This window comes from Amycolatopsis rifamycinica (assembly GCF_000695625.1).
In the GTDB taxonomy this organism is placed as follows: domain Bacteria; phylum Actinomycetota; class Actinomycetes; order Mycobacteriales; family Pseudonocardiaceae; genus Amycolatopsis; species Amycolatopsis rifamycinica.
Genome location: NZ_JMQI01000083.1, coordinates 20,736 through 46,719, shown reverse-complemented (window position 1 = coordinate 46,719; position 25,984 = coordinate 20,736). Strand labels below are relative to the sequence as shown.

Below are 25,984 nucleotides of genomic sequence, written 5' to 3'. Positions count from 1 at the left end.
CTCCAGAGGTACCGGACAGGACGGTCAGGGAGCGGTATCGGCGGCCACCGGGTGCAGCCAGCACGCCACCTCGCGCGCCGGGTCACCGGGCGTGCCCAGCAGCGGCACCCGGTCGGGGCACGGCTCGAAGGCCTTCGGGCACCGCGGGTGGAACGCGCAGCCGGACGGCATCCCGCGCGTGTCCGGCGGCGAACCGGGGATCCCGGCCAGCTCGCGCCGCGGCCCCCGCAGCGCGGGGAACGAGTTCAGCAGGCCGTGGCTGTAGGGGTGCAGCGCGTCCCGGTAGAGGTCCGCCGCCGGCGCCTGCTCGACGATCCGGCCGCCGTACATGATCGCGATCCGGTCCGAGAACTCCACCAGCAGCGAAAGGTCGTGCGTGATGAACAGGACCGAGAAGCCCAGCCGTTCCCGCAGTTCCACGAGCTGGCCGAGGATCTGGCGCTGCATGACGACGTCGAGCGCGGTCGTCGGCTCGTCCATGATGACGATCCGCGGCTCCAGCGCGAGCGCCATCGCGATCATCACCCGCTGCCGCATCCCGCCGGACAGCTGGTGCGGGTAGGCCTCCAGGCGGTCGGCCGCGATGCCGACGAGCTTGAGCAGGTCCTTCGCGCGGGCGACGCGGCCCGCCTTCGTGGTCCGCGGTTCGTGCGCCTTGATGACGTCGACGAGCTGCGTGACCACCTTGTGCACCGGGTTCAGCGAGTTCATCGCGCCTTGGAACACGATGGACGTCTCCGCCCACCGGAAGTCCCGCAGCTGCCGGTCCGTCAGGCGGAGGACGTCGTAGGGCTCGCCGTCCGCGGGGTGGTAGACCACCTCGCCGCCGCGGATGACGCCGGGCGGCGCGAGCAGCCGCGTCAGCCCGTAGGCCAGCGTGGACTTGCCGCTGCCGCTTTCCCCCGCGAGGCCGAGGACTTCGCCGCGGTGCAGGGTCAGGTGCACGTCCCGGACCGCGCGCACGGCCTCGTCGCCGACGCCGTAGTCGACGTCCAGGCCCTTGATCTCCAGCACCGGGTCCATCATGGCTTTTCCTCTCGCCCGAGCACGGGCGTGAAGCCCACCCGCATACGGTGCGTCCGTCCGTCGGCGCCCTTGACGCGGGCCTTGCCGCTGCCGCGCAGCCGGGGGCTGACGAACTCGTCGATGCCGAAGTTGAGCAGGGACAGCGCGGTGCCGAGGATGGCGATCGCCAGGCCGGCCGGCACGAACCACCACCACGCGCCCTGCGCCAGTGCCTGCTGGCTCTGCGCCCAGAACAGGATCGTGCCCCAGTTCCAGTTGGACAGCCCGGAGACGCCGACGAAGGCGAGCGTGATTTCCGACATCACGGCGAAGATCACCGTGCCGACGAAGCTGGACGCGATCACCGCGGTCAGGTTGGGCAGGATCTCGAAGAAGATGATCCGCCACGTCGACTCGCCGGTCGCCCGGGCCGCCTCGACGTACTCGCGTCCGCGCAACGAAAGGGTTTGTGCTCTCAGGACGCGCGCGCCCCACGCCCACGACGTGAAGCCGATGATGACCGCCACCAGGATGTCGCCGCCGGTGGGCACCGCGCTGCCGATGATGATGATCAGCGGCAGGGCCGGGATCACCAGGAACACGTTGGACAGTGCGGAGAGCCCTTCGCCCGGCGTGCCGCCGAGGTAGCCGGACGTCACGCCGACGATCACGGCGAGGATCGTCGCCACGATCCCGGCGGCCAGCCCGACCAGCATGACGCTGCGCGTGCCGACCACGACCTGGCTGAAGATGTCCTGGCCGAGGTGGGTGGTGCCGAACCAGTGCCGCGCCGACGGCGATTCCAGCAGGTCGCTGCTGCGCGCCGACGGGTCGTACGGCGCGATCCACTCGCCGATCACGGCGATCACCAGGAAGAAGACGATGACGGCGAGGCCGGTGACCGTCTTGCCGCCGGTGAGGAACCGGAACCGGCGCCGCCGGGCGGCGACCGCTTCGAGCGGGAGGGCTTGGGCGGCTTTGACGTCCGCCGCGGGTACGGCCATGTCAGCCCTCCTTCCGGGTGCGCGGGTCGAGCGCCAGGTAGGCGACGTCGGCGAGCAGGTTCGCCACCAGCACCGACAGCGTGATGATCAGGAAGATGCCCTGCATCAGCGGGTAGTCCTGCGAGCCGACGGCCTGGAACAGCTGGTAGCCGACGCCCGGGTAGGAGAAGACGATCTCCACCAGCAGCGTGCCGCCGACGATGAACCCGAGGGCCAGCGCGAAGCCGGACACGCTGGGCAGCAACGCGTTGCGGGCGGCGTACCCGACCATCACCCGGCGTTCCGGGAGGCCCTTGGCGTGCGCGACGGTGACGTAGTCCTCCGAGGCGACGGTGACCATCATGTTCCGCATGCCCAGGATCCAGCTGCCCATCGAGCTGATCAGGATGGTCAGCGCGGGCAGCAGGCTGTGCTGGATCGCGCTGCCGATGAACGAGCCGTCCCAGCCCGGGATGGTGCCCGGGTCGTACCCGCCGGACGACGGGAAGAAGCTGTCCGGGCCGGCCAGCAGCGTCAGCGCGATCAGGCCGAGCCAGAAGTACGGGATCGACGAGAGGAACGTCGTCACCGGCAGCAGGCCGTCGACCCACGAGCCGCGCTTCCAACCGGCGACCACGCCGAGCCCGGTGCCGATCGCGAAGCCGACGACCGTGGTGATGCCGACCAGGATGATCGTCCACGGCAGGCTGTCGGTGAGCAGGTCGGACACCGGCGTCGGGAAGAACGTGAACGAGATCCCGAGGTCGCCGCGGAAGAGCTGGCCCCAGTAGTCGAAGTACTGGGAGATCAGGCTTTCGTTCTTGTCGAGTCCGAACAGGACGTACAGCGACTGCATCGCCTCGGCGCTGATCATGCCCTGGTTCCTGGCGATCAGCGACTGCACCGGGTCGCCGGGGATCAGCCGCGGGATGAAGAAGTTGATGGTGACGGCGGCCCACGCGGTGAAGAGGTAGAAGCCCAGCCGTTGCAGCAGGTACCTCATCGGGCGGCCCCGTCGTACAGCCAGCACGCGGCCCAGTGGCCGGGCGCGTCGCCGACGTCGAACCGCGGCGGCAGCTCCGTCGTGCACCGCTCCATCGCCACCGGGCACCGCGGGTGGAACCGGCACCCGGCCGGCGGTTCGATCAGGCTCGGCGGCTCCCCACCCGAATCCGCCACTTTCACGTGAAAGTGGCGGTTGTCCACACCCGGGGCCGCCACTTTCACGTGAAAGTGGCGGTTGTCCACAGTGGGGTCGGGGGCGGCGGTGATGCGGTCCGGGTCCGGGGCGGATTCGATGAGCAGCCGGGTGTACGGGTGCGCCGGCCGCTGCGTGATGGTCTCGCTGTCGCCGCCTTCGACCATCCGGCCCGCGTACATCACCATGGTGTCGTCGGCGAAGTAGCGCGCGGACGCGATGTCGTGCGTGATGTACAGGATGGCCAGGTGCAGCCGTTCCTTGAGGTCACGCAGCAGGTTCAGCACACCGAGCCGGATGGAGACGTCCAGCATGGACACCGGCTCGTCGGCCAGCAGCGCCTCCGGGTCGGCGCCGAGCGCCCGCGCGATCGCGACGCGCTGGCGCTGGCCGCCGGACAGCTCGTGCGGGAACTTGTCGATGTACCGCTCGGGCGGGGTCAGCTGGACGCGCGAGAGCAGCTCACGCAGCGACTTCTCGAGGTCTTCGCCCGCGCGGCCGTGGATCTTCAGCGCCCGCGTCAGGTGGTAGCGCACGGTGTGCACCGGGTTCAGCGAAGCGAACGGGTCCTGGAAGATCATCTGCACGCGGCGGGCGTAGGCGCGGAACGCCTTTCCGCGCTTGACGTTCACCGTCTCGCCGTGCAGCCGGATGTCGCCGCCGGTGCGCGGGTACAGGCCCGCGAGCAGGCGCGCGACCGTCGACTTGCCCGAGCCGGACTCGCCGACCAGCGCGGTGACGCGGCCGCGCTGGAGCGTCAGGGAAACGTCGTCGACGGCTTGGATGCTGCGTCGCGGGCCGGTCAGCGCGGCCCGGCCCGTGCGCCGGACCGGGAAGTGCTTGGTGAGGCCCGTGGCTTCGAGGACCACGGGGAGGTCCCCCTCCGGCCCGGCGGCGACCGGGTCGGAGGGGGACTGCTCGGTCAGTGCTGAGTCCGTCATCACTCAGGCCGCGGGCTTGAGGTGCAGGACGATGTCGAGCGCGTTGCGCAGCGTCGGCTGGGCCGGCGCGTACGGGTTGGCGTCGTCCGGCCAGCCGACCCAGTTCTTCGTGCTGTACTCGCCGCCGGAGTTGGCCGCCGACGTGGGGATCATCGGCTGCTGCTCGATCATGATCTTCTGCAGCGTCGCCATGGCCGCGGTGCGGGCGGCGTCGTCCTCGGCGTTCGCGTAGGTCTCGAGCGCCTTGGTCGCCTCGTCGTTCTTGTAGCGGCCGTAGTTGCCGTTGATGCCGCCCTGGCCGGTCGGCTTGTAGCGGTTGCCGTCCATGACGTCGCGGTACATGTCGTACGGCGTCTGCCCGTCGTTGGTCCAGTGCATCAGGCCTTCGAAGTCACCGGTGTCGACCGACTTCATCCACGCGTCCTGGTTCATCTTCTCGACCGTGGCGGTGATGCCGATCTGCGCCAGGTTGTCCTTGATGATCTCCAGGTCGGTGATGTAGTCCGACCAGCCCGACGGCACGGTGAGCTTGATGGTGACCGGCTTGCCGCCCGGGTCGGCCAGCTTGTCGCCGGTGAACTTGTACCCCGCGCCCGTCAGCAGCGACTTTGCCCCCTGGACGTCGACCTGGACCGACTGACCCTTGTACTGCGGAGCGATGAACGGGTCGCCCGCCGGTGTCGGGATGCCGGTGACCTGGTCGTTCTTCGGGTAGAAGTAGCCGGCCTCGCCCTGGTTGAAGATGTCTTCGCGGTTGATCACCTTGTTGACGGCTTGGCGCAGCTTCGCGTCGTTCCAGGGCGCCTTCTCGGTGTTGAACCACAGACCGTGGACCGCCAGCTGCGCGGGGAACCACAGCTTGTAGTGCTGCGGGTTCTTGTTGGTGTAGACGGCCTTGTAGTTCGGGATGAAGACGAAGCTCCACTCGGAAGCGCCGTTGACCAGCGCGCTGACCTGCGCGTTGTTGTCGGTGTAGGAGGTGTAGCGGATCTCCTTGACCTTCGGCGCTTCCTGCCAGTAGCCGCTGTCGCGCCGCGTGACGATCATCGTCTGCGGGGTGGCCGACTTGAGCGTGTACGGCCCGGTGCCGATCGGGTTCTTCACCAGGTCGAGCGCCGGGTCCTTGACGTCCTTCCAGACGTGCTTCGGCACGACGAGCGTCTGCAGGATCTTGACCTGGTTGACGAACTGCGAGCCGGCGAAGCCCAGGGTGACCTGGTTGCCGGCCGCGGTGATGTCCTTGTACGGGACGGCGTCGACGTTCAGCGCCTTGTTGTCGCGCAGCAGCTGGAAGGTGTAGGCGACGTCTTCGGCGGTCATCGGCTGGCCGTCGGAGAACTTGACGCCGTCACGGATGGTGAGGACCAGCTTCTTGAAGTTGTCCGACCAGTCCCACTTCGTGGCCAGCCACGGCTTCGCCGGCTCCTGCGGCTTGACGCGGTTGTGCATGGCGAGGGGCTCGTAGATCATCCACCGGTAGCCCATGTTGGACAGGGCGGAGGTTTCCAGGAACGGGTTGTTGTTTTCCGCCTGCGGGCCGTCCGGCTTGCCGACGCTCAGCACGGCGTCCGGGTTGCTCTGGGCGGCGTTCGAGCTGCCGCCGCTGCACGCGGTCAGGCCACCCAGGGCCATCATGGCTGCTAGCGCTGCGACGATGGAGCGCTTGACTCGCATCGGTTCCTCCTGGTCATCGACGACTGCTTGCTGTCGACTGGTAGCGAGCCCCGACCGCCGGCGACCGAACGACGTCCCGAAGTCAACTCGGGTGACTCGGGTCACGTCAATAACACGGCGGTAACTTTTTGTGTCTAAGTTTAAGTGCTGAAAGAATAGCTGGTCTGGACCTGTTGATCGAATTACTCCTTGCGGGGCAAGGGTTTCAGCCGGTCCGGCCGCCGTTGGCGAGCAATTCGGCGATCGGCAGGGTCGCCGCGCCGAGGGCCACGGCCTCGGGCCCGAGCCTGCCGAGGACGACCTCGGTGCGCTCGGCCAGGTAGCCGAGCGCGTGCCGGCCCACGGCGTCGCGCACCGCGGGCAGGATCGCCGGTCCCATGATCGCCCCCGCCGAGCCGGAAAGCACCACCCGATCGGGGCTGAGCAGGTTGATCAGGTTCGCGATGCCGATGCCCAGGTACTCGCCGGTTTCGGCGAGCACCTCCGCGGCCGGGCCGCCGTTACGGGCTTCGGCGACGATCCGCGCCAGTTCGCCGTCGCTTTCGTCCCCGATGACGGGTTCCTTGCCGGCCTGATCGGCGTAGCGGCGGACGACCGCCTCGGTGCCGACGTAGGCCTCCAGGCAGCCGTGGGAGCCGCACCGGCAGGCCGCCCCGGCCGCCTTGACGACGGTGTGGCCCCACTCGCTGGTCGTGATGCCGGGGTGCGAGCGCCCGGCCGTCGCGACGGCCGCCCCGACGCCGACGCCGAGGAGGGCGACGATGGCGCGTTCGGCGCCGCGGCCGGCGCCGCGCCAGGCCTCGGCCTGCCCGAGGGTGCGGGCCCGGTTGTCCAGGTGGAGGGGCGCCTGGATGTGCGGGTGGATCAGTTCGGCGAAGTCCACGCCGCGCCAGCCGAGGGTGGGGGCGTGCACGATCCCGCCGTCGCGGACCGCACCCGGCACGCCGATGCCGACGCCGAACACCGCGTCCGGCTGGCCGCCCTCGAACACTTCGGCGATGCCGGTGCGCACCAGGCCGGCCACTTCGTCCGGGTCGAGCCGGGTGCCGACCAGCGGGTGGCGGACGGTCCCGAGGGTGCCGAGCGTGAAGTCGAAGAGGCCGACTTCGACGTGCGTCTCGCTGACGTCCACGCCCACGACGTGCCCGAACTCCGGGCGCACCGCCAGCAGCGTGCGCGGCCGCCCGCCGTCCGATTCGACCGATCCGGCCTCGGCGACGACGTCGTCCGCGATGAGCTCGGAGACGACGTTGGTAACGGTGGCGGCCGACAGTCCCGATTCAGCTACCAGTTCCAGTCTGCTGACGGGACCGCGGAGGTAGAGCGAGGAGAGCAGTGCCGCGCGGTTGTGCCGCCTGAGGTCACGGGTCGTCTGGCGCACCACCTGGGTCACCGGGAGGATTCTGCCAGACCGCGGCCCCGCCACCATGGGTTCGGGACTTAGTTCACCACTTAATACATAGCCACAACTTACGGTGATCGGGCATCCTGTCAGTGAGCCGGTAAGAAGTTCAGATGGGTTGCCCATGGCGAGCAAGCGCACCACCGTCCGCGATCTGCGGCGGCACAACCGATCCCTGCTGCTGTCGAAACTGTACTTCGACGGCCCGCTGTCGAGGCACGAACTCAGCCAGCTCACCGGATTGAGTGCCGCCACGGTGAGCAACGTGACCGCCGAACTGGGCGACGAACGCCTGATCACCGAAGCCGGCCAGGTCGAGTCGGACGGCGGCCGCCCCCGGGTGCTGCTGCGCGTGGACCCGGCGTACGGGCACGTCGCAGGCGTCGACATCGGCGAAACGGGCGTCAAGGTCGAGCTGTTCGACCTGGCGATGAACCGCCTGGCGACGGTCGAGCACCCCCTCCCGAAGGCCCCGGACCCGGCGACCGCGGTCGAGCAGGTGACGTCCGGGCTGCGGGAGGTGTTCGCGAGCACGGGCATCGACGAATCGGGCGTGCTCGGGGTGGGCATCGGCGTCCCGGGAACGGTCGAGCAGGGCGCGCGGGTGCTGGTCCACGCCCCGACGGTCGGCTGGGACGCGGTGCCGCTCGTGGCCCTGCTTGAGGAGGCCGGAGTGGCTCTCCCGCTGTTCGTCGACAACGGCGCGAAGACCCAGGGCCAGGCGGAGATGTGGTTCGGCGCGGGCCGCGGAGCCCGCCACGCGGTGATAGCGCTGATCGGCTCGGGCGTGGGCGCTGCGGTGGTGACGGACGGAACGACGTACCGGGGTTCGACGAGCAGCGCGGGCGAGTGGGGCCACACGACGATCGCGTACGGCGGTCAGGAGTGCCGCTGCGGTTCCCACGGGTGCCTGGAGGCGTACATCGGCGCGGGCGCGGTCCTCGCCCGGTACCGCCGGGCACGGGGCAAGGACATCACGGGCGAGGACGAGCAGGCCCAGTTCTCGGCGCTGCTGGCGGCGGCCCCCAAGTCCAAGACGGCCGCGCGGGTCCTCGACGAAACGGCGGGTTACCTGGGCGCGGGCATCGCGAACTTGATCAACTTGTTCAACCCGGAGCGCATCGTGATCGGCGGCTGGGCGGGCTTGGCCCTGGGCGAGCAGCTGCTGCCGAACATCCGCGCGGCGGCGGGGGCGCACGCGCTGAGGCACCCGTTCAGCCAGACGTCGATCCAGCTGGGGTCGCTGGGCCTCGACGCGGTGGCCACGGGGGCGGCGACGCTGCCGGTGGCGGACCTGCTGGAGCAGGGGGCGACGTCGCGGATCGCCAAACCGGGGGCCCCGGACTCCGACGCGGCCTGACCCACGGGCGGCCGTCCTCTGCGGGCGGGGGTTCCGGCAGGGGCGATCGTCGGGGGGGCCGTTCGCCGGGCGGCGGCGGTTCCCGGGCGGCGGTCTTCCCCGGGGGCCCTTGGCGGGTCGCCTCTCGCTGGGCGGCCGTTGCTGCGTCGGGCCGCCTTCGCCGGGCGGCCGTTGCCGAGTCAGGTCGCCCTTCACCGGGCCACCCTTGCCGGGGTGCCCTTCGGTGGCGGCCCTCGCCGGGTCACTTCGCCGCGCGGCCGTTGCCGAGTCGGGTCGCCCTTCACCGGGCGGCCGTTGCTGCGTCGGGTCACCTTCGCCGGGCGGCCGTTGCCGAGCCGGGTCGCCCTTCACCGGGCCACCCTTGCCGGGTCGTCTCTCGCCGGGTCGCCTTCGCCCCGCCCGCGGGGGCGCCCCCCGGGTCCAGCGTATCGGCGCCCCCGGACAAAAAGGCCCCGGCAGCACACCCCCGAGCCATCCTGTCCACATCACCGCCTCCCTGTGGACAAGGCGCCACCGCACAACCGGAGCCCGTTCCCAAGCTGAGCCGAGCCCGGACCAAGCCCAGCCTGCCCAACCCCCCAGGGGCACCACCGACCAACCCTTAATTCGGGTTGAAAAAAATGACCGCCTCGACTGTTGCCCGGCTTGTCTGGACCATGCATACTTTGTTGCCAGGCACAACAAAGGCACCCGGGCAAGGTCGCACGGGTGTCGGCGAACACGCACGGCCACGCCTGCCGCCGCCCCGGCATGCGCGGCCTTCTCCCCCTCCCCGCGTTCCGTGCTGCGCGCGGAACGCCGTCCCCACGGTGAGAGAGGCGACAATGATGTCCACCTCCAAGAAGAAGCGCTGGGCGGCACTCCTCGCCGCCTGCTCGCTGCTGCTCCTCGGGCAGCAGGTCCTCACGATGGCCCCGGCGGAAGCCGCCGCCACCTTCACCGACGACTTCAACGGGGCCGCCGGTGCCGCCGTCGATGGGTCGAAGTGGCAGCTCGAAACCGGCGACAACGTCAACAACCACGAGCGGCAGTACTACACCTCCGGCACCAACAACGCCCAGCTCGACGGCCAGGGCCACCTCGTCATCACCGCCAAGAAGGAAAACCCCGGCAACTACAACTGCTGGTACGGCCGCTGCGAGTACACCTCCGCGCGCCTCAACACCGCCGGCAAGTTCAGCCAGGCCTACGGCCACTTCGAGACGCGCATGAAACTTCCGCGCGGGCAGGGCATGTGGCCGGCGTTCTGGATGCTCGGCGGCGGGAACTGGCCCACCGACGGCGAAATCGACGTCATGGAGAACGTCGGCTTCGAACCGAACACCGTGCACGGCACCATCCACGGCCCCGGCTACTCCGGCTCCGGCGGCATCGGCGCGGCCTACAACGGCCCGAACTTCTCCGACGACTTCCACACCTACGCCATCGACTGGGCGCCGAACCAGATCAAGTGGTACGTCGACGGCAACCTCTACCAGACGCGCACGCCGTCGGACCTGAACGGCAACCGCTGGGTGTACGACCACAACTTCTTCCTCATCCTCAACCTCGCCGTCGGCGGGTACTGGCCCGGCGACCCCAACAGCAGCACGCAGTTCCCGCAGCAGCTGGTCGTCGACTACGTGCACGTCACGAACACCTCGAGCAGCGGCGGCGGCCGGACCGGCACCATCACCGGCATCGGCGGCAAGTGCGTCGACGTCGCCGGCGCCAACTCCGCCAACGGCACGCCCATCCAGATCACCGACTGCAACGGCAACGCCGCGCAGAGCTGGACCATCGGCACCGACGGCACGATCCGCGCCCTCGGCAAGTGCATGGACGTCTCCGGTGCGGGCACCGCGGACGGGACAGCGGTCCAGCTCTACGACTGCAACGGCACCGGCGCGCAGCAATGGGTCGTTTCCGGTGCGAAGGACATCGTGAACCCCAACGCCAACAAGTGCCTCGACGCCACCGGCAACTCCAGCGCGAACGGCACCCGCCTGCAGATCTGGACCTGCACCGGCGGCGCCAACCAGAAGTGGACCACTCCCTGACCCCACACCGTCGCGAGTGGTAAGGCGGGTCAGCACCCGCCTTACCACTCATGACCTGTTTCCCTAGGAGTCCCCGTGCGGCGAATCGTCGTCGCGCTGATGGGGTGTGCCCTGTTAGCGCTTTCTTTCCTCACCACCGGCTCGGCCCAGGCGGCGGTCGAAGCGGGTCCGTCGGCGAGCCAGCTGCTCGCCAAGACCCAGAACTGCCAGCAGATCTCCAACGGCAAGTATTCCTTCGACGAAGGCGGCGCGGCCACCGTCCCCGTCTGCCAGGCCAACGGCGCGGTGTTCTTCACGGCCGACATGGACATCGACTGCGACGGCGTGCGCACCACGCAGTGCAACGAGAACACCGACTGCTGCTTCTACCCCGACACCGCGTTCCACACCTCCACCGACCAGCCGCTGAACGCGGCACAGCTGCCCTACATCGTCCTGCCGCAACCGACGTCCACTTGGGACTACCGCAACCACGGCATCGACGGCGGCTCGGTGGTCGCGGTCGTCTACAATAACCAGGTCACCTACGCCGTCGTCGGGGACACCGGTCCGACGAGCATCATCGGCGAGGCCTCCTACGCCACCGCCGTCAGCCTCGGCATCAACCCCGACCCGAAGACCGGCGGCACCGAGGGCCCGGTCACGTACATCGTGTTCCCCAACACGCACGTCAACCCGATCGAGAACCACGCCACCGCGGTCAGTCTCGGCGAGCAGGTCGCGACGCAGTTCGCGGGCGGCACGACCACGCCGCCCACGCAGCGCACGGGGCAGATCACCGGTATCGGCGGCAAGTGCGTCGACGTCGCCGGGGCGAGCAACGCCAACGGCACGGCCGTCCAGCTGTACGACTGCAACGGCACCAACGCTCAACAGTGGACAGTCGGCAGCGACGGGGCCGTGAAGGCGCTCGGCAAGTGCCTCGACGTCACGAGTGCGGGCACGGCGAACGGCACGCAGACCCAGCTGTGGGACTGCAACGGCAGCAACGCCCAGAAGTGGTCGGCCAACGGGTCGCAGAACCTCGTGAACGCCGGCTCCGGCAAGTGCCTCGACGCGACCGGCAACTCCAGCGCCAACGGCACCCGGCTCCAGATCTGGACCTGCGGGTCCGGCGCGAATCAGAAGTGGACGCTCCCATGAAGAAGCTGCTCACCCTGGCGAGCGTGACCGCGCTCGCCGTAGCCACCTTCGCCGCGCCTGCGCAGGCCGCCGGCGAGACGGTCAACGTCTGGCTCACCACGACCAGCGACTCCGGCGGCCGGACGGTCACCCGCGGCCTCGAGCAGCAGACGCCGGTGACGTTCGCCGCCGGCACCGGCAGCGGTGGTGTCACCATCAACGTCAACGAAAACACGACCTACCAGCAGTTCGAGGGCGGCGGAGCGTCCTTTACGGACACCGCGGCGTGGCTGCTGAACTCCAGCGGGGCGCTGTCCCCCGCCACCCGCGACGACACCATGCGCAAGCTGTTCGACCCGAACACCGGCATCGGGCTCAGCTTCATCCGCAACCCGCTCGGCGCGTCCGACCTGGCCCGCTACAGCTACACCTTCGACGACTTGCCGGCCGGCCAGACCGACCCGAACCTGACGCACTTCTCCATCGCCCACGACCAGGCCGACGTGCTGCCGCTGACCAAGCAGGCCAAGCAGCTCAACCCGCAGGCCAAGGTGATGGCGTCGCCGTGGAGCGCGCCGCCGTGGATGAAGGACAACGACAGCTACCTGCTGGGCTGGGTCGAATCGCAGTACTACCCGGCCTACGCGCAGTACTTCGTCAAGTACCTCCAGGCCTACCAGGCCGCGGGCGTGCCGATCGACTACGTCTCGATGCAGAACGAGCCGACGTGCTGCGCGAGCTACCCGTCGACCAACTGGAACGGCGCGGGACTGGCCTACTTCGCGAAGAACAACCTGCTGCCCGCGCTGCAGGGCGCCGGACTGTCCACCAAGGTCCTCGCCCTCGACTGGAACTGGGACACCTACGCCTCGTACGGCGCGCCCACGATGGACGATCCGGCGATCCGCAACCACCCGAACTTCGGTGGCGTCGCCTGGCACGGCTACGGCGGCGACATCGCCCAGCAGACGACCACGCACAACCAGTACCCGAACGTCAACGCCTACTCGACCGAGCACTCCGGCGGTACCTGGATCTCGAACCAGCAGGCCGAGGACATGAACAACATCGTCGACTACACCCGGAACTGGTCGAAGAGCTTCGTCAAGTGGAGCCTCGGCGTCGACCAGAACATGGGCCCGCACAACGGCGGCTGCGGCACCTGCACCGGTCTGATCACCGTCCACAACGGAGACTCGCGCAGCGGGCAGGTCGACTACACCGTCGAGTACTACACGATGGGCCACCTGACGAAGTTCGTGAAGCCGGGCGCCTACCGGATCGACTCGAACGACAACTCGACCGTCCGCAACGTCGCCTGGAAGAACCCGGACGGCTCGAAGGCGCTGATCGCGTACAACTCGAGCACCGGGAACCAGAGCGTCCGGGTGAACTGGGGCAACTCCTCCTTCACCTACACCCTGCCCGGCCACACGTCGGCGACGTTCACCTGGAACGGCACCCAGGGCAGCGGCGGCACCACCGGCAAGACCGGCCCGATCACCGGCCTGGGCGGCAAGTGCGTCGACGTCGCCGGGGCGAGCAGCGCCAACGGCACCGCCGTTCAGCTCTACGACTGCAACGGCAGCAACGCTCAACAGTGGACAGTCGGCAGCGACGGAACCCTGAAGGCACTCGGCAAGTGCCTCGACGTCACCGGACAGTCCACCGCGGACGGAGCGCAGCTCCAGCTCTGGGACTGCGGTGGCACGGCCAACCAGAAGTGGGCGGCCACCGCGGCCCGCGACATCGTCGGCGCGGGGTCGAACAAGTGCGTCGACGCGACCGGCAACTCCAGCGCCAACGGCACCCGCCTGCAGATCTGGACCTGCACCGGTGCGGCCAACCAGAAGTGGAGCGTTCCCGCATGAGGAAGACGGCAGCATGGGGCGCGCTCGTCGCCGCGTCGGCGATGGTGCTCGCCCCGGGGGTGGCGCAGGCGGCGACCGGGCCGATCACCGGCATCGCCGGCAAGTGCGTCGACGTCGCCGGGGCGAGCAGCGCCAACGGCACCGCCGTCCAGCTCTACGACTGCAACGGCAGCAATGCTCAGCAGTGGACGGTCGGCAGCGACGGAACCCTGCAGGCGCTGGGCAAGTGCCTGGACGTCACGGGTGCGGGCACGGCGAACGGCACGCAGGTCCAGCTGTGGGACTGCAACGGCTCCAACGCCCAGAAGTGGACGGCGAACGCGGCGAAGAACCTGGTCAACACCGGGTCCGGCAAGTGCCTCGACGCCACCGGCAACTCCAGTGCCAACGGGACGCGGCTGCAGATCTGGACGTGCGCGAGCACAGCCAACCAGCAGTGGACGCTCCCGGGCGGGACCACGACACCGCCCGGCCCGGGCGTGATGGCCGTGGCGCCGTACCTCTACAACGGCTGGGGTGACCCGCCGAACCCGGCGACGATCCAGAACGCCACCGGCGTCAAGTGGTTCACGCTGGCCTTCATCCTGTCCAACGGCTACTGCAACCCGCAGTGGGACGGCGCCCGGGCCCTCACCGGCGGCGTCGACCAGAACACCATCGCCACGGTCCGCGCGGGCGGTGGCGACGTGATCCCGTCGTTCGGCGGCTACTCCGGCAACAAGCTGGAATCCTCGTGCGGCAGCGCGGCCGAGCTGGCGGCCGGCTACCAGAAGGTGATCAACGCCTACGGCCTCAAGGCGATCGACATCGACATCGAGGCCGACGCCTACAGCAACCCGACGGTGCAGCAGCGCACGGTCGACGCGCTGAAGACGGTCCGGGCGAACAACCCCGGCATCAAGCTGTACGTCACCTTCGGCACCGGCCAGTCGGGCCCCGACAACAGCCTGGTGAACCGGGCGGCGCAGTCCGGTCTCACGGTCGACGGCTGGGTGATCATGCCGTTCGACTTCGGCGGCGCGGGCCAGAACATGGGCACGTTGACGCTGCGGGCGGCCGAGGGCCTCAAGAACGTCGTCAAGAGCGCGTACGGCTACGACGACGACACGGCCTACCGGCACATGGGCATCTCGTCGATGAACGGCACCACCGACGACAGCGAGACGGTCACGCTCAACGACTTCACCACCATCCTGGGCTACGCGAACTCCCACCACCTGGCCCGGTTGACGTTCTGGTCGGCGAACCGCGACCGCCCGTGCCCCGGCGGCTACCCGAACAACGACACCTGTTCCGGCGTCTCCCAGCAGGCCTGGGACTTCACGAGGATCTTCGCCCGCTACGCCGGCTGACCCGGCCGCTCGCGGCGCGAAGCTCCGGAATGGCCCGTTCACGGCGTTGAAGGCCGTGAACGGGCCATTCCCGGCTTCGCGGTGAAAGGGCTGCCGGGCCGCGGCCCTGGGGAAGCGGCGACCCGGCAGCGTGGGGTCCCGCGGCCGCTGGGGGTACTCCGGCGGCGGAACCGCCTCCGAGGTTATCGACCGGGTGTCGCGCACGGCTGGTGCTCGGACCGTCCGGACGCTCAACCCTGCCCGAACGCCCCAAGGCGGCCTTCGCACCGAAGACCAGCTCGGGGCGTTTCGGTCACTCCGCCGCGATGGCCGCGCGGGCCGCCTCGGCCCGTTCGGCGTACGCGCCGACCAGCTGTTCTTCGGCGTCGTCGAGATACTTCAGCAGCAGCTGCTCCGCGCCCGGGCCGTCGCCGGCCTCGATGCGGTCCAGGATTTCGTGGTTGCGCGGCAGGTAGCGCTCGTGGAAGCGCCGCGGCTCGGCCATGATGTGGAACACCAGCCGCAGCTCGGCGGTCAGCCTGCCGACCAGCTCGTTCACCCGCTCGCTGCCGGACAGCGCGGCGAGCTCCTGGTGGAACCAGACGTTCGCGGTGCCGAGGTCCTTCCAGTTGCCGGTGCGCGCGGCCTCGTCGCCGATGTCGACCTTCTCCTTGATCCGCGCGAAGGACGCCGGCTTGGCCTTCAGCCCGCGGACCGCGGCACACTCGATGATCTTGCGCACCCGGTAGATGTCGACGACGTCCTCGACGCTCGGGATGCGGACGAAGACCCCGCGGTTGAGCTCGTGGGCGAGCAGCCGTTCGTGCGTGAGCAGCCGGAACGCTTCGCGCAGGGTGTTGCGGGAGACGCCGAGCGCGTTGCCGATGTCCTGCTCCGACAGCCGGCCGCCGGGCAGGAAGAACCCCTCCGCGATGCGTTTGCGGAGGACGCCGGCGACCCGCTCGGCCGTGCTCTGGCGCGTGACGAGGCCGCGATCGGCTTCGAGGCCCGTGACGCCGCTGTCTTCGATGACCACATCACCGAGGGTACCCGGGACGGAAAGAACGATCCGAGCGGAGTCTTGTGGAATTGTTCAACAATCCTTATCGTGTGAGGCACGCCACGATGAGAGACACTGGCCAGGAGGTGCCCCATGACTGCCACAGCTACCGAGGCCCGGCCGTTCGACTGGTTCCGCACGCTCGGAAAACGCGGACGCCGCGCCTTCCTGGGGGCGTTCGGCGGGTACGGCCTCGACTCGTTCGACTACCAGACCCTGCCGCTCGGCCTGGCCGCGATCACCGCGTTCTTCGGCATCTCGAGCGGCGAAGCCGGGCTGCTCAGCACGACGACGCTGGTCGTGTCGGCCATCGGCGGCATCGGCGCCGGCATCCTCGCCGACCGCATCGGCCGCGTGCGGACGCTGCAGATCACCATCGCGATGTACACGATCTTCACCGTGCTCTGCGGCTTCGCGCCCAACTTCGAAACGCTGCTGGTCTTCCGCGCGCTGCAGGGCCTGGGCTTCGGCGGCGAGTGGGCCGCGGGCGCCGCGCTGGTCGCCGAGTACTCGCAGGCGAAGTACCGCGGCCGGACCGTGGCGTTCGTGCAGAGCGCGTGGGCCGTCGGCTGGGGCCTCTCGGTGATCGTCTACACGATCGTCTTCAGCTTCGCGAGCGACGACGTGGCCTGGCGGATCATGTTCTGGACCGGCGTCATCCCGGCGCTGCTCGTGCTGTGGGTCCGCCGCAGCGTGCAGGACGCCCCGCGCGCGGAGGAGCGCCGGGCCACCGAACGCACCCGCGGCTCGCTCGGCCGGATCTTCCGGGGCGGCCTGCTGCGGACCACCTTCTTCGCGTCCTTGCTGGCCACCGGCGTCCAGGGCGGGTACTACGCGATCAACACCTGGCTGCCGTCCTACCTGAAGAAGACGCGCGAGCTGACCGTGATCGGCACCGGCGGCTACCTCGTCTTCCTCATCAGCGGCGCCTTCGTCGGCTACGTCTGCGGCGGCTACCTGACCGACCTGCTCGGACGCAAGAAGACCTTCATGACGTTCGCGATCCTGTCCGCCGTGCTGATCGTCGCGTACACGCAGATCCCGAAGGGCGCCAACGGGCTGATCCTGGTGCTGGGCTTCCCGCTCGGCTTCTCGATGTCCGCGATCTTCAGCGGCTTCGGGGCGTTCCTCGCCGAGCTGTACCCGACCGCGCTGCGCGGCACCGGGCAGGGCTTCACGTACAACTTCGGCCGCGCGGTGGGGGCCATCTTCCCGACCATCGTGGGCTACCTCGGCGCGGGCGGCGCGATCGTGTTCGGCGCGATCGGGTACGGCATCGCCGTGCTGGCCCTGCTCGGCCTTCCGGAAACCCGCGGTATCGAACTCGTCGACTGAGGGGGAACTCATGACGACCTTCGACCAGCCGGCCACGTACACGCCGGCGCAGGCCCGGGCGGCGTTCCGCACCGGCATCGCCCACCCCACGACGGGCTGGGCCACCGGCTTCACCCAGACCAACCTGATCGCCGTGCCCGAGGACTGGGCCTACGACGTCCTGCTGTTCTGCACCCGGAACCCGCAGGCGTGCCCGGTGCTCGACGTCACCGACCCCGGCGACCCGGCCACCCGGCTCGCCGAGGACGCCGACCTGCGCACCGACCTGCCGCGCTACCGGATCTGGCAGAACGGCGTGCTCGCCGGCGAGGTCTCGGACGCGACCGGCCTGTGGCGCAGTGACATGGTCGCGTTCTCCCTCGGCTGCAGCTTCACGTTCGAGACGGCACTGGCCGCCGAGGGCGTCCCGCTGCGGCACGTCGACCAGGGCCGCAACGTCGCCATGTACGTGACGAACCGGCCGTGCGAGCCCGCCGGCCGGCTGTTCGGCCCGCTGGTGGTGTCGATGCGGCAGATCCCGGAGGACCGCGTCGCCGACGCCATCCGGATCACCCGCGCGATGCCCGCCGTGCACGGCGGCCCGGTGCACATCGGCGACCCGGGCGAGCTGGGCATCGAGGACCTCGCCCGGCCGGACTTCGGCGATCCGGTGGACGCCGAGCCGGGTGACGTCCCGGTGTTCTGGGCCTGCGGGGTCACCCCGCAGGCGGCGCTGATGGCGTCGCGGCCCCCCTTTGCGATCACCCACGCACCGGGGTACATGTTCATCACCGATCGGTACGACAGCGAATACCGGGTGGGCTGAAATGGATCTGAACAGCGATCTCGGCGAGGGCTTCGGCGCCTGGAAGATGGGCGACGACGAAGCCATGCTCGACATCGTGACCAGCGCGAACATCGCGTGCGGCTTCCACGCCGGCGACCCGTCGGTGATGCGGCGGGTGTGCGAGCTGGCGGCCGGACGCGGCGTCGCGATCGGCGCGCACGTCGGCTACCGCGACCTGGCCGGCTTCGGCAGGCGCGCGCTCGACATCGCACCGGACGAGCTGGCCGACGAAGTCCTCTACCAGATCGGCGCGCTCGACGCGTTCGCGCGCGCGGCGGGCAGCCGCGTGACGTACGTGAAGCCGCACGGCGCGTTGTACAACACCGCGGCGGTGTCCACCGAGCAGGCGGCGGCGATCGTCGAGGGTCTGCGCCGGTACGACCCCGCCCTGGCGCTGCTGTGCCTGCCGGACTCGGAAATGCAGCGCGAGGCGGAGAAAGCGGGCGTCGTCGCCTACGCGGAGGCGTTCGCGGACCGGGCGTACACCGCCGACGGCAAGCTCGTGTCGCGCAAGCAGCCGGGCGCGGTCCTGCACGACGCCGACCTGGTGGCCGAGCGCGCGGTCGGCATGGCGACCGGCGGCATCGTGACGGAGGCGGGCACCAAGCTCGACGTGCGCCCGGATTCCCTGTGCGTGCACGGGGACACGCCGGGCGCGGTGGAGCTGGCCCGCCGGATCGAGGCGGCGCTGACCGAGGCGGGCATCCAGCTCGGCGCGTTCACCGGATGACGGTCCGGCTGCTGCCGTGCGGGCGCCGCGCGGTGCTGGTGGAACTGGACGACGTGCTGGGTTTCCAGGCGGCACTGACGCAGTCGCCGCCGGACGGGGTGGTCGAACTCGTCCCGGCGGCGCGGACCCTGCTGGTGCGCTTCGACCCGTCGGTGACGAACGCGGAACGGCTTGGCGCGCTGCTGCGTCAAGTGTCCCCTGTGGACAGGGTGGTGGCGGACGCGGGTGAGGTGGTGATCCCGGTGGTGTACGACGGCGAAGACCTGGCCGACGTCGCCGCGGAGACGGGGCTGAGCGTGCCGGCGCTGGTCGCGCGGCACACCGCGGGCACCTACGTTTCGGCGTTCTGCGGGTTCGCGCCGGGATTCGCCTACCTGACCGGGTCGGACCCCGCGCTGCACGTGCCCCGGCGGTCTTCGCCGCGCACCCGCATCCCGGCGGGTTCGGTGGCGATCGCCGGCGAGTACAGCGCGGTCTACCCGAGCGCGTCCCCGGGTGGCTGGCGGTTGCTGGGCCGGACGGACGTGCCGGTGTGGGACGTCGAGCGCGACCCGCCGAACCTGCTGCCGCCGGGCACCCGGGTCCGGTTCACGGCGGTGCCGTCGTGAAGCTCGAAGTGGTCCGGCCCGGATTCGCGACGACCGTGCAGGACCTCGGCCGCCCGGGGCACGCGGCGCTCGGCGTCGGCCGCTCCGGCGCCGCCGACCGCGCGTCGTTCCGGCTGGCCAACCGGCTCGTCGGGAACCCGGAGGGAGCGGCGGCCCTGGAGGTCACGCTCGGCGGGCTGGTGCTGCGCGCGACGGGCTTGACGACGGTGGCGGTCACCGGGGCGGCCTGCCCGCTGTCGAAGGGCGGCCCGGACGGGCCGATCACGTTGTGGCCCGGCGAGGAGCTGTCGCTGGGCACAGCGGTGTCGGGGCTGCGGTGTTACGTGGCCGTGCGCGGCGGGATCGACGTGCCGCCGGTGCTCGGTTCCCGGGCGACGGACACGCTCGGGAAGCTGGGGCCGCCGCCGGTGACGGCCGGGATGCTGCTGCCGATCGGCCCGGCCCCGCGCGCGTTCCCGGTGGTGGACCTCGCGCCACGGGCGGCGTTGCCGGCGGAACCGGTGTTGCGCGTGACGCCGGGACCGCGTCGCGACTGGTTCGCCGCGCCGGCCGAGCTGTTGTCCACTGTGTACACGGTGTCCCCGGACTCCGACCGGGTCGGCATCCGGCTGACCGGGCCGGCACTGGCCCGGGCGCGGCACGACGAGCTGCCGTCGGAGGCGTGCGTGCCGGGATCGCTGCAGGTGCCGCCGTCGGGCCGCCCGATCCTGTTCCACGCCGACCACCCGACGACCGGCGGCTACCCGGTGATCGCCGTCGTCGAGGAGGACGACCTCGACCTGGCGGCCCAGCTGCGGCCGGGTCAGACAGTGCGCTTCCGTCCCGCGTCGTGAGTGACCCCGATCGCGAGCCACGCCGCCCAGGCCGCGGCTCAGACATGGGCCGCCACCGGCCGCGGCGCGGCGCGGCGCGGCGACCGACAGGAACGCCAGCGCCAGGGGCACATCCAGACGGCCATGAGCAGCGAAAACACCACGCCGTCGCCGGCCGTCACGACCTCGAATTCATCGTGGTGCCGGAAAAGAGTCCACAGAGGACTAGAGCCCGGACACCCGCAGCGTGATGTTCAGCCGCCCGTCGAGGCCCAGGGCCGGGTCCGCCGTGCCCGGCAGCGTCCTCGGCACGCCGTGGTAGGCGAGCCGGGACGGGCCGCCGAACACGAACACGTCACCCGACCGCAGCTCGACGTCGGTGTACGGCCGGCCGCGGGTTTCGGTGTTGCCGAAGCGGAACACGCAGGCGTCGCCGAGGCTGAACGACACCACCGGTTCCAGGCTGCGCTCGTCCTTGTCCTGGTGCAGCCCCATTTTCGCGGTGGCGTCGTAGAAGTTCACCAGTGCGATGTCCGGCGCGTATCCCTCGGCCGGCCTGCCGTACGCGGCCGCCAGCGCACGGCGGCCGAGGTCGCCGAGCCAGTCCGGGAAGGGCAGGACCGGCGTTCCCTCGCCGGTCGTGCGCGAGTAGCCGTACGGGTACCAGTGCCAGCCGAGGCAGACCGACTTCACCGACATCACGCCGCCGTTCGGCAGCCGGGTGTGGCGGTAACCGGACCAGCCGCGGCAGGCCGCGACCAGCTCGCGCTGCTCGTCGAAGCCGAGCCAGTCCGGCAGGTGCACCGCTCCGGGCGCGAGCTCGGCGCGCGGGCGAGGCAGGAGGGCGTCCATCACCTCGATTGTGCCGGAGACTCCCGCCGCACACGGACGGTGATCGTCGAAGGCACCACGCGATGACCGCGGAACGTGACGCCCGCGGCGGCGGACAGCCACAGGAGCCGTCCCAACGGACCAGCGGGACGGTCCTGCGGCCGCATTCCCTCCCGTTGGGCCACCATGACCCGACGTTCCCACACCTGAATGCTCCAAGCCAGCGTGGATCAGCTACGAACGGGTCTCTTGACCCGCCGCCGCCGATCAGTCACCGAACGTCACGACGGTGACGCCCGCCTGCGCCGGGACGGGGTCGTTCATCGCGGCCAGCGCGGCCGGGACGTCGTCGAGCCCGATGCGCCGTCCGATCAGCGCGCCGAGGTCGATGCCCGCCGTCTCCACGACCCGCAGCAGCTCCGGGTACTCGTGGGCCTGGAGCCCGTGGATGCCCACCAGCTCCAGCTCGCCGCCGATGACGCGGTGCATCGGGATCGGCGCGATGCCCTGCGCGGGCGGCATCAGCCCGGCCTGGACGTGCCGTCCGCGCTTGCGGAGGCTGCCGACCGACGCCGCGCAGGTCGAGGGTGAGCCGAGACAGTCGAGCGAGACGTGCGTGCCGCCACCGGTCAGCTCGCGCACGTGCGCGGCGACGGCTTCGGGCCCGTCGAACGCCGAGGAGTCGACGGTGACGGCGGCGCCCGACTCCGCGGCCAGCCGGAGGGCCGCCGCGGAGACGTCGACGGCGACGACCTTCGCGCCCGCCGCGACGGCCAGCAGCACCGCGGAGATCCCGACGCCGCCGCAGCCGTACACCGAGACCCACTGGCCCGCGGTGACGCGCCCCTGCCGCAGCACCGCCCGGAACGCCGTGCCGAACCGGCAGCCGAGGGCGGCGGCCTCGGCGGCGCCGAGCGAGTCCGGCAGCGCGACCAGGTTCGTCTCGGCGTGTTCGACGGCGACGCGCTCGGCGAACGACCCCCAGTGCGTGGCGCCGGGCTGGAACTCGCGGTCGCAGATCTGCTGGTCGCCGCGGGCGCACTGGGCGCAACTGCCGCAGGCGCAGACGAAGGGCACGGTGACGCGCGCGCCGAGCTCCCAGCCGCGCACGCCCTCGCCGAGCGCGACGATCCGGCCGGCGAGCTCGTGCCCGGCGACGTGCGGCAGCGTGACGGCGCTGTCGTGGCCCTGCCAGGTGTGCCAGTCGCTGCGGCACACGCCGGTGGCGTCGACCTCGATCACCGCACCGCCCGGCGCGGCCATCGGCTCCGGCACGTCCCGCACGACGGGCGGGACGCAGAACTCCTCCATCACGACAGCTCGCATGGGCGCGAGCTTAGCCATTGCTCAGTTGAGCGCGTGGAACCTCGTCCTCCGCGGCGGCCCGAGGAGTTTGCTGAGCGAGCCGTCCGGCACGTTCAGGATGTCCTCGAGATTCCGCAGGGCCTCCAACGATTCCGGCCGCTCGGGCCGGCACCGTCCCGACTGCCAGTGGCTGAGGGTGGCCAGGCTGACCGTGGTTCCCCTGCCGCGCAAGCGATAGCGGATCCGCTCGAGGCCGAGGCCGCGGGCCCGGATCGCCGCCCGCAGGGCCACGTCGAACGGTCCGGCTGCCAGCAGCCGGCTCAGCTCCGCCTGTTCCCCCCGGTCGATGGTGCGTGTTCGCTGACCGGTCATCACAACGCTCCGAAGCACTCCCGATTACGAACATTGGAGCGTAGGCGCAGCTTCCCAAGATCGGAAGGCCCCTCACCCACCTGCCTTGCGCGTCTCGTCGGCGATCGCGGCGAACGGTTCCGCGTAGCCGGAGTTGATCGTGACGTAGGAAATCCCCCACCGCTCCCGCCAGCCGAGAAGCTTTTCCGCGGCCAGGACGGGATCCTCGGGCACCACGGTGACGGCGCCCGCGGCGGCCAGCTCGGGCACGTCCGCCCCGGCCCACCGCGCGATCGCGGGCGACGGCGCGTCCCCGACGGCCATCAGGTTCAGGCCGAGCTCGATGTCCGGCAGCCGCGGCCCGGCGAGCTCCCGGAAGTGATCCACAATGGACTGCGCCGCGGTTTCGGTGGTCCGCGGCGACCAGGCGAAGGTGACGGTGTCGGCTTCTTGCGCGGCGAGCGCCAGCATTTTCGGTCCGGCGCCGGCGAGCACCAGCGGCGGCCGGTCGGGAGTGCGCTTGAGGTGCGCGATGGTGGCGGCCATCCGTGTGATGCGCTCACCCGGTGAGGGGAATTCCCGCCCGAGCGCTTCGGCGTGCGCACCGGCACCGGGCCGCCCGACGCCCAGCCCGAGCTCGAACCGGCCGCGGGTCTGCCGGTGGAGGGTCTGCGCCTGCCAATCGAGGGCGGCGGCGTCGCGGAAGGGGTCGGCGAGCACGAAGGTCCCGACGGTGAGGTCGAGGGTGACCGCGGCGGCGGCCCCGAGCAGGACGAAGGGATCGGCGGTGCCGACGGGATCGGTGGCGAGCAGGGTGTCGAAGCCGAGCTTCTCGACCCGCTCGGCCTGGGCGGCCCACGAGGTGAGGTCAGGAGCGTGACCGGCGACGATGCCGAAGCGGAAGGGTTTCATGCCCTCATGGTCTGGCGGCGGGGGTGGTCACCACATCCGCTCCACGACGTCACCCGCGCGTACGTCCCTGAGCGTCGTAACGACGAGACGGCAGCTCGCGACTCTTGATCACACGGCAAAGGGGTACGAATGATCAAGCGCACCATCTTCCTCGTGGTGGCCGCGATCGCCGCCACCGGGCTTGCGGCCTGCGGCAACGAGGCAGCCCCGGCGAGCGGGATGGCCCCGGCCGCGGCTCCCGCCAGCGTGACCTCGCCTGCCTCCACCGCACCGGCCTCGGCGACGCCGGCGTACATCACGAAGAAGGTCGGCGAGCGGGCCGGTATTTCGAACACCGACGGCAGCCTGGCGGTCGAGTTCTGGGTCACCAAGATCGCCGTCGACCCGAAGTGCGGCCCTTACGCCTCTCGCCAAGCGGGCAAGCACACACTCTTGCTCGACGTGACCGTGAAGACGTACACAGATCTCGACGCTGACAGCGGTGTTGGTGCCTTCACCGTCCTGCCGGGCTTGATCAACCCGTTCGCGTTCTCGACGACCGGCGCCGACGGTGTCACGAACCAGGCGGAGACCGACTCGTGCACGAATCCGAAGCAATTGCCGCCGGCGTACGCACCCAGTCGTACCTACACCGGACAGGTCGCGATCTCGACCGCGACGAAGAGCGGCACCCTGCAGCTCACGGACAGTTCAGGACTGTTCGGCCCCGGCGCGCACGGCTGGGAATGGTCATACTGAGCGGTCCCTCAGCGCAGGGTGACCGACAACGCCTGCGCGATCTCCTTGCCGATGGCGTGGGTGGCGGCATCCGGCGGCGACCCGACCTTCACCACCATCGGCCCCCCGAACGGCTGGCGTTCCACGACCTCGATGCGTTCGCCCAGGTTGATCGCGTGTTCCGTCAGGTACCTCAGCAGCTCCGGGTCGGTGTCCCAGACCCGCACGATCTCGCCCACCGCGCCCGGCGGGAGGTCGTCGAGGATCCGGACCGGGAGCTCCTCCACGCTGCCGTCGGGCGCCGGGATCGGGTCGCCGTGGGGGTCGCGGACCGGGTTGCCGAGCTTCGCCGCGATGCGCTCGACCAGGCGATCCGACACCGCGTGCTCCAGCGCGTCCGCCTCCGCGTGGACCTCGTCCCACGTGTAGCCGAGCTCCGACACCAGGTACGTCTCGATCAGCCGGTGCCGCCGGAGCACCGAGCGCGCCAGGAGCCTGCCCTCGGCCGTGAGCTCGATGCCGCGGTACGGCACGTGGGTGACCAGGCCGAGCTGGGACAGCTTCGTGACCATCCCCGACGCCGAGGACGGGCTGACCTCCAGCCGGCCGGCGAGCGACGCGTTGGTGACCGCCTCGCCCCGCTCGACCAGGCCGTAGATCACCCGGACGTAGTCCTCGACCGACGAGGACCTCCGGACCGAACCATCTCCCATACCGCATACGATACGGGGCCGGGTTCTTTCTCGTGAAAGTTCACGGCCGCCAGCGGTAGCGGATCCAGCCGGGCACCGGCTCCGCGCCGAGCTGGGCGTAGAACGCCGCGCCTTTTTCGTTGCCCTCCTGCATGTCCCACTCGACGCGCCCGCTCGTGCGGTTGCGCAGCTCGTCCAGCAGCTCGCTGCCGAGACCGAAGCGCCGGTGGGCGGGCCGGACGAACAGGTCGTCCAGCCAGATCCCCGGCCGGGCCTCCCACGTGGAGAAGTTCCAGCTGCAGAAGGCGAACCCGGCCACCGTCCCCGGCTCGCCCGGCGGGGTCGCGATCAGCACCCACGCCTTCGGGTCCGGCCCGAACAGGTGCCCGCTCATCTCGGCGCGGTCCAGCTTCAGGTCGTGGTTGTCCTCGTAGACCGCGTGCTCCTCGATGAGCGCGCAGATCTCCTCGATGTCGTCGAAGACAGCGTCGCGGACGGGCATCTCGCCTCCCGGTTTTTGTCGGTGGTGGTCGTTACGGTCGGGCGTGGAGGTGGTCGATGTCACCAGAGGAGAAGTTCGAGGACCTGGTCGACGAGTTCACCGGACGTCCGGGCGTCACGCCACCCGGCACGACCGGCGGGTTCGGGCGCACGGCGCTGCGCGCGCACGGCCGGATCTTCGCGATGTTCGTCCGCGGGCAGCTGGTGCTCAAGCTGCCCCGGTCCCGGGTGGACGAGCTGGTCGAGGGTGGGCACGGCGTGCGCTTCGACGCCAACAAGGGCACGCCGATGAAGGAATGGCTGGCGCTGGACGCGGGGTCGCCACAACCCTGGGCCGCGCTGGCCGAGGAAGCACTCGGATTCGCCGGAAGGAGGTGA

25 protein-coding genes are annotated in these 25,984 nt (G+C 70.4%); 12 read left to right on the top strand and 13 right to left on the bottom strand.

The features are described 5' to 3' along the window. Positions 1–24: 24 nt before the first annotated feature. The 6 genes from DV20_RS41435 to DV20_RS41410 form a co-directional block, all read right to left on the bottom strand. A complete protein-coding gene (locus tag DV20_RS41435; protein WP_043789231.1) occupies positions 25–1,026 on the bottom strand; it encodes an ABC transporter ATP-binding protein in 1,002 nt (333 codons plus the stop codon). Next, the gene (locus tag DV20_RS41430; protein WP_043789229.1) at positions 1,023–2,009 is read right to left on the bottom strand and encodes an ABC transporter permease; all 987 of its coding nucleotides are present in this window, start codon (positions 2,007–2,009) and stop codon (positions 1,023–1,025) included. The genes DV20_RS41435 and DV20_RS41430 overlap by 4 nt, the downstream gene beginning before the upstream one ends. 1 nt (position 2,010) lies before the next feature. Then, positions 2,011–2,991: an ABC transporter permease gene (locus DV20_RS41425; RefSeq protein ID WP_043789227.1), complete on the bottom strand. Its 981-nt coding sequence runs from the start codon at positions 2,989–2,991 to the stop codon at positions 2,011–2,013. Then, a complete protein-coding gene (locus DV20_RS41420) occupies positions 2,988–4,127 on the bottom strand; it encodes an ABC transporter ATP-binding protein (RefSeq protein ID WP_043789470.1) in 1,140 nt (379 codons plus the stop codon). The genes DV20_RS41425 and DV20_RS41420 overlap by 4 nt, the downstream gene beginning before the upstream one ends. A 3-nt stretch (positions 4,128–4,130) precedes the next feature. Next, entirely contained in the window at positions 4,131–5,801 is a 1,671-nt protein-coding gene (locus DV20_RS41415) for an ABC transporter substrate-binding protein (protein WP_043789225.1), read from the bottom strand. A gap of 205 nt (positions 5,802–6,006) precedes the next feature. After that, positions 6,007–7,194 carry an ROK family protein gene (locus DV20_RS41410; RefSeq protein ID WP_043789221.1) on the bottom strand — a complete coding sequence of 396 codons (1,188 nt, stop codon included), beginning with the start codon at positions 7,192–7,194 and terminating at the stop codon, positions 6,007–6,009. Between the two features lie 133 nt (positions 7,195–7,327). On the opposite strand from DV20_RS41410, the gene DV20_RS41405 reads away from it, so the two are divergent. From DV20_RS41405 to DV20_RS41385, 5 genes are all read left to right on the top strand, one after another. Next, positions 7,328–8,563 carry an ROK family transcriptional regulator gene (locus tag DV20_RS41405; RefSeq protein WP_043789218.1) on the top strand — a complete coding sequence of 412 codons (1,236 nt, stop codon included), beginning with the start codon at positions 7,328–7,330 and terminating at the stop codon, positions 8,561–8,563. 827 nt (positions 8,564–9,390) lie between these two features. Further along, positions 9,391–10,602: a glycoside hydrolase family 16 protein gene (locus DV20_RS41400; protein WP_043789468.1), complete on the top strand. Its 1,212-nt coding sequence runs from the start codon at positions 9,391–9,393 to the stop codon at positions 10,600–10,602. A gap of 75 nt (positions 10,603–10,677) precedes the next feature. After that, positions 10,678–11,745 carry a glycoside hydrolase family 75 protein gene (locus DV20_RS41395; RefSeq protein ID WP_235191154.1) on the top strand — a complete coding sequence of 356 codons (1,068 nt, stop codon included), beginning with the start codon at positions 10,678–10,680 and terminating at the stop codon, positions 11,743–11,745. Continuing rightward, the gene (locus tag DV20_RS41390; protein WP_043789215.1) at positions 11,742–13,595 is read left to right on the top strand and encodes a ricin-type beta-trefoil lectin domain protein; all 1,854 of its coding nucleotides are present in this window, start codon (positions 11,742–11,744) and stop codon (positions 13,593–13,595) included. Before DV20_RS41395 ends, DV20_RS41390 begins: the two co-directional genes overlap by 4 nt. After that, the gene (locus DV20_RS41385; protein WP_043789213.1) at positions 13,592–14,947 is read left to right on the top strand and encodes a chitinase; all 1,356 of its coding nucleotides are present in this window, start codon (positions 13,592–13,594) and stop codon (positions 14,945–14,947) included. The genes DV20_RS41390 and DV20_RS41385 overlap by 4 nt, the downstream gene beginning before the upstream one ends. A gap of 292 nt (positions 14,948–15,239) precedes the next feature. Here DV20_RS41385 and DV20_RS41380 read toward each other — a convergent pair whose 3' ends face one another. Beyond that, a complete protein-coding gene (locus DV20_RS41380; protein WP_043789211.1) occupies positions 15,240–15,962 on the bottom strand; it encodes a GntR family transcriptional regulator in 723 nt (240 codons plus the stop codon). 117 nt (positions 15,963–16,079) lie between these two features. Here DV20_RS41380 and DV20_RS41375 point away from each other — a divergent pair, with 117 nt between their 5' ends. The 5 genes from DV20_RS41375 to DV20_RS41355 are packed head-to-tail and all read left to right on the top strand — an operon-like array spanning position 16,080 to position 20,318. Next, the gene (locus DV20_RS41375; RefSeq protein ID WP_043789209.1) at positions 16,080–17,321 is read left to right on the top strand and encodes an MFS transporter; all 1,242 of its coding nucleotides are present in this window, start codon (positions 16,080–16,082) and stop codon (positions 17,319–17,321) included. Between the two features lie 10 nt (positions 17,322–17,331). After that, entirely contained in the window at positions 17,332–18,126 is a 795-nt protein-coding gene (locus DV20_RS41370) for a putative hydro-lyase (RefSeq protein ID WP_043789207.1), read from the top strand. Between the two features lies 1 nt (position 18,127). Next, positions 18,128–18,877 (top strand): LamB/YcsF family protein, encoded by a 750-nt coding sequence (locus tag DV20_RS41365; RefSeq protein ID WP_043789205.1) that lies wholly within the window; start codon positions 18,128–18,130, stop codon positions 18,875–18,877. Beyond that, positions 18,874–19,485 carry a 5-oxoprolinase subunit B family protein gene (locus DV20_RS41360; RefSeq protein WP_043789202.1) on the top strand — a complete coding sequence of 204 codons (612 nt, stop codon included), beginning with the start codon at positions 18,874–18,876 and terminating at the stop codon, positions 19,483–19,485. The genes DV20_RS41365 and DV20_RS41360 overlap by 4 nt, the downstream gene beginning before the upstream one ends. Continuing rightward, positions 19,482–20,318 (top strand): 5-oxoprolinase subunit C family protein, encoded by an 837-nt coding sequence (locus DV20_RS41355; protein WP_043789198.1) that lies wholly within the window; start codon positions 19,482–19,484, stop codon positions 20,316–20,318. The genes DV20_RS41360 and DV20_RS41355 overlap by 4 nt, the downstream gene beginning before the upstream one ends. A gap of 204 nt (positions 20,319–20,522) precedes the next feature. Here DV20_RS41355 and DV20_RS41350 read toward each other — a convergent pair whose 3' ends face one another. From DV20_RS41350 to DV20_RS41335, 4 genes are all read right to left on the bottom strand, one after another. Continuing rightward, positions 20,523–21,149 carry an alpha-ketoglutarate-dependent dioxygenase AlkB family protein gene (locus DV20_RS41350; protein WP_200876611.1) on the bottom strand — a complete coding sequence of 209 codons (627 nt, stop codon included), beginning with the start codon at positions 21,147–21,149 and terminating at the stop codon, positions 20,523–20,525. Between the two features lie 246 nt (positions 21,150–21,395). Further along, the gene (locus DV20_RS41345; protein WP_043789466.1) at positions 21,396–22,454 is read right to left on the bottom strand and encodes a zinc-binding dehydrogenase; all 1,059 of its coding nucleotides are present in this window, start codon (positions 22,452–22,454) and stop codon (positions 21,396–21,398) included. Positions 22,455–22,475: 21 nt separating this feature from the next. After that, positions 22,476–22,805, bottom strand: a complete 330-nt coding sequence (locus DV20_RS41340) for a hypothetical protein (protein WP_043789464.1) — start codon at positions 22,803–22,805, stop codon at positions 22,476–22,478. Between the two features lie 72 nt (positions 22,806–22,877). Beyond that, the gene (locus DV20_RS41335; protein ID WP_043789194.1) at positions 22,878–23,696 is read right to left on the bottom strand and encodes an LLM class flavin-dependent oxidoreductase; all 819 of its coding nucleotides are present in this window, start codon (positions 23,694–23,696) and stop codon (positions 22,878–22,880) included. 129 nt (positions 23,697–23,825) lie between these two features. On the opposite strand from DV20_RS41335, the gene DV20_RS41330 reads away from it, so the two are divergent. Next, complete coding sequence (locus DV20_RS41330) at positions 23,826–24,434, top strand: hypothetical protein (protein ID WP_043789192.1); 609 nt, start codon at positions 23,826–23,828, stop codon at positions 24,432–24,434. A gap of 8 nt (positions 24,435–24,442) precedes the next feature. Here the strand turns inward: DV20_RS41330 and DV20_RS41325 are convergent, their stop codons facing one another. Together DV20_RS41325 and DV20_RS41320 are read right to left on the bottom strand one after the other, a co-directional pair. Continuing rightward, positions 24,443–25,126 carry a metal-dependent transcriptional regulator gene (locus DV20_RS41325; protein ID WP_043789190.1) on the bottom strand — a complete coding sequence of 228 codons (684 nt, stop codon included), beginning with the start codon at positions 25,124–25,126 and terminating at the stop codon, positions 24,443–24,445. 40 nt (positions 25,127–25,166) lie between these two features. Further along, positions 25,167–25,607 (bottom strand): GNAT family N-acetyltransferase, encoded by a 441-nt coding sequence (locus tag DV20_RS41320; protein ID WP_043789186.1) that lies wholly within the window; start codon positions 25,605–25,607, stop codon positions 25,167–25,169. 56 nt (positions 25,608–25,663) lie between these two features. Between DV20_RS41320 and DV20_RS46045 the strand changes: the two genes are divergently transcribed. Continuing rightward, complete coding sequence (locus tag DV20_RS46045) at positions 25,664–25,984, top strand: hypothetical protein (RefSeq protein ID WP_043789185.1); 321 nt, start codon at positions 25,664–25,666, stop codon at positions 25,982–25,984.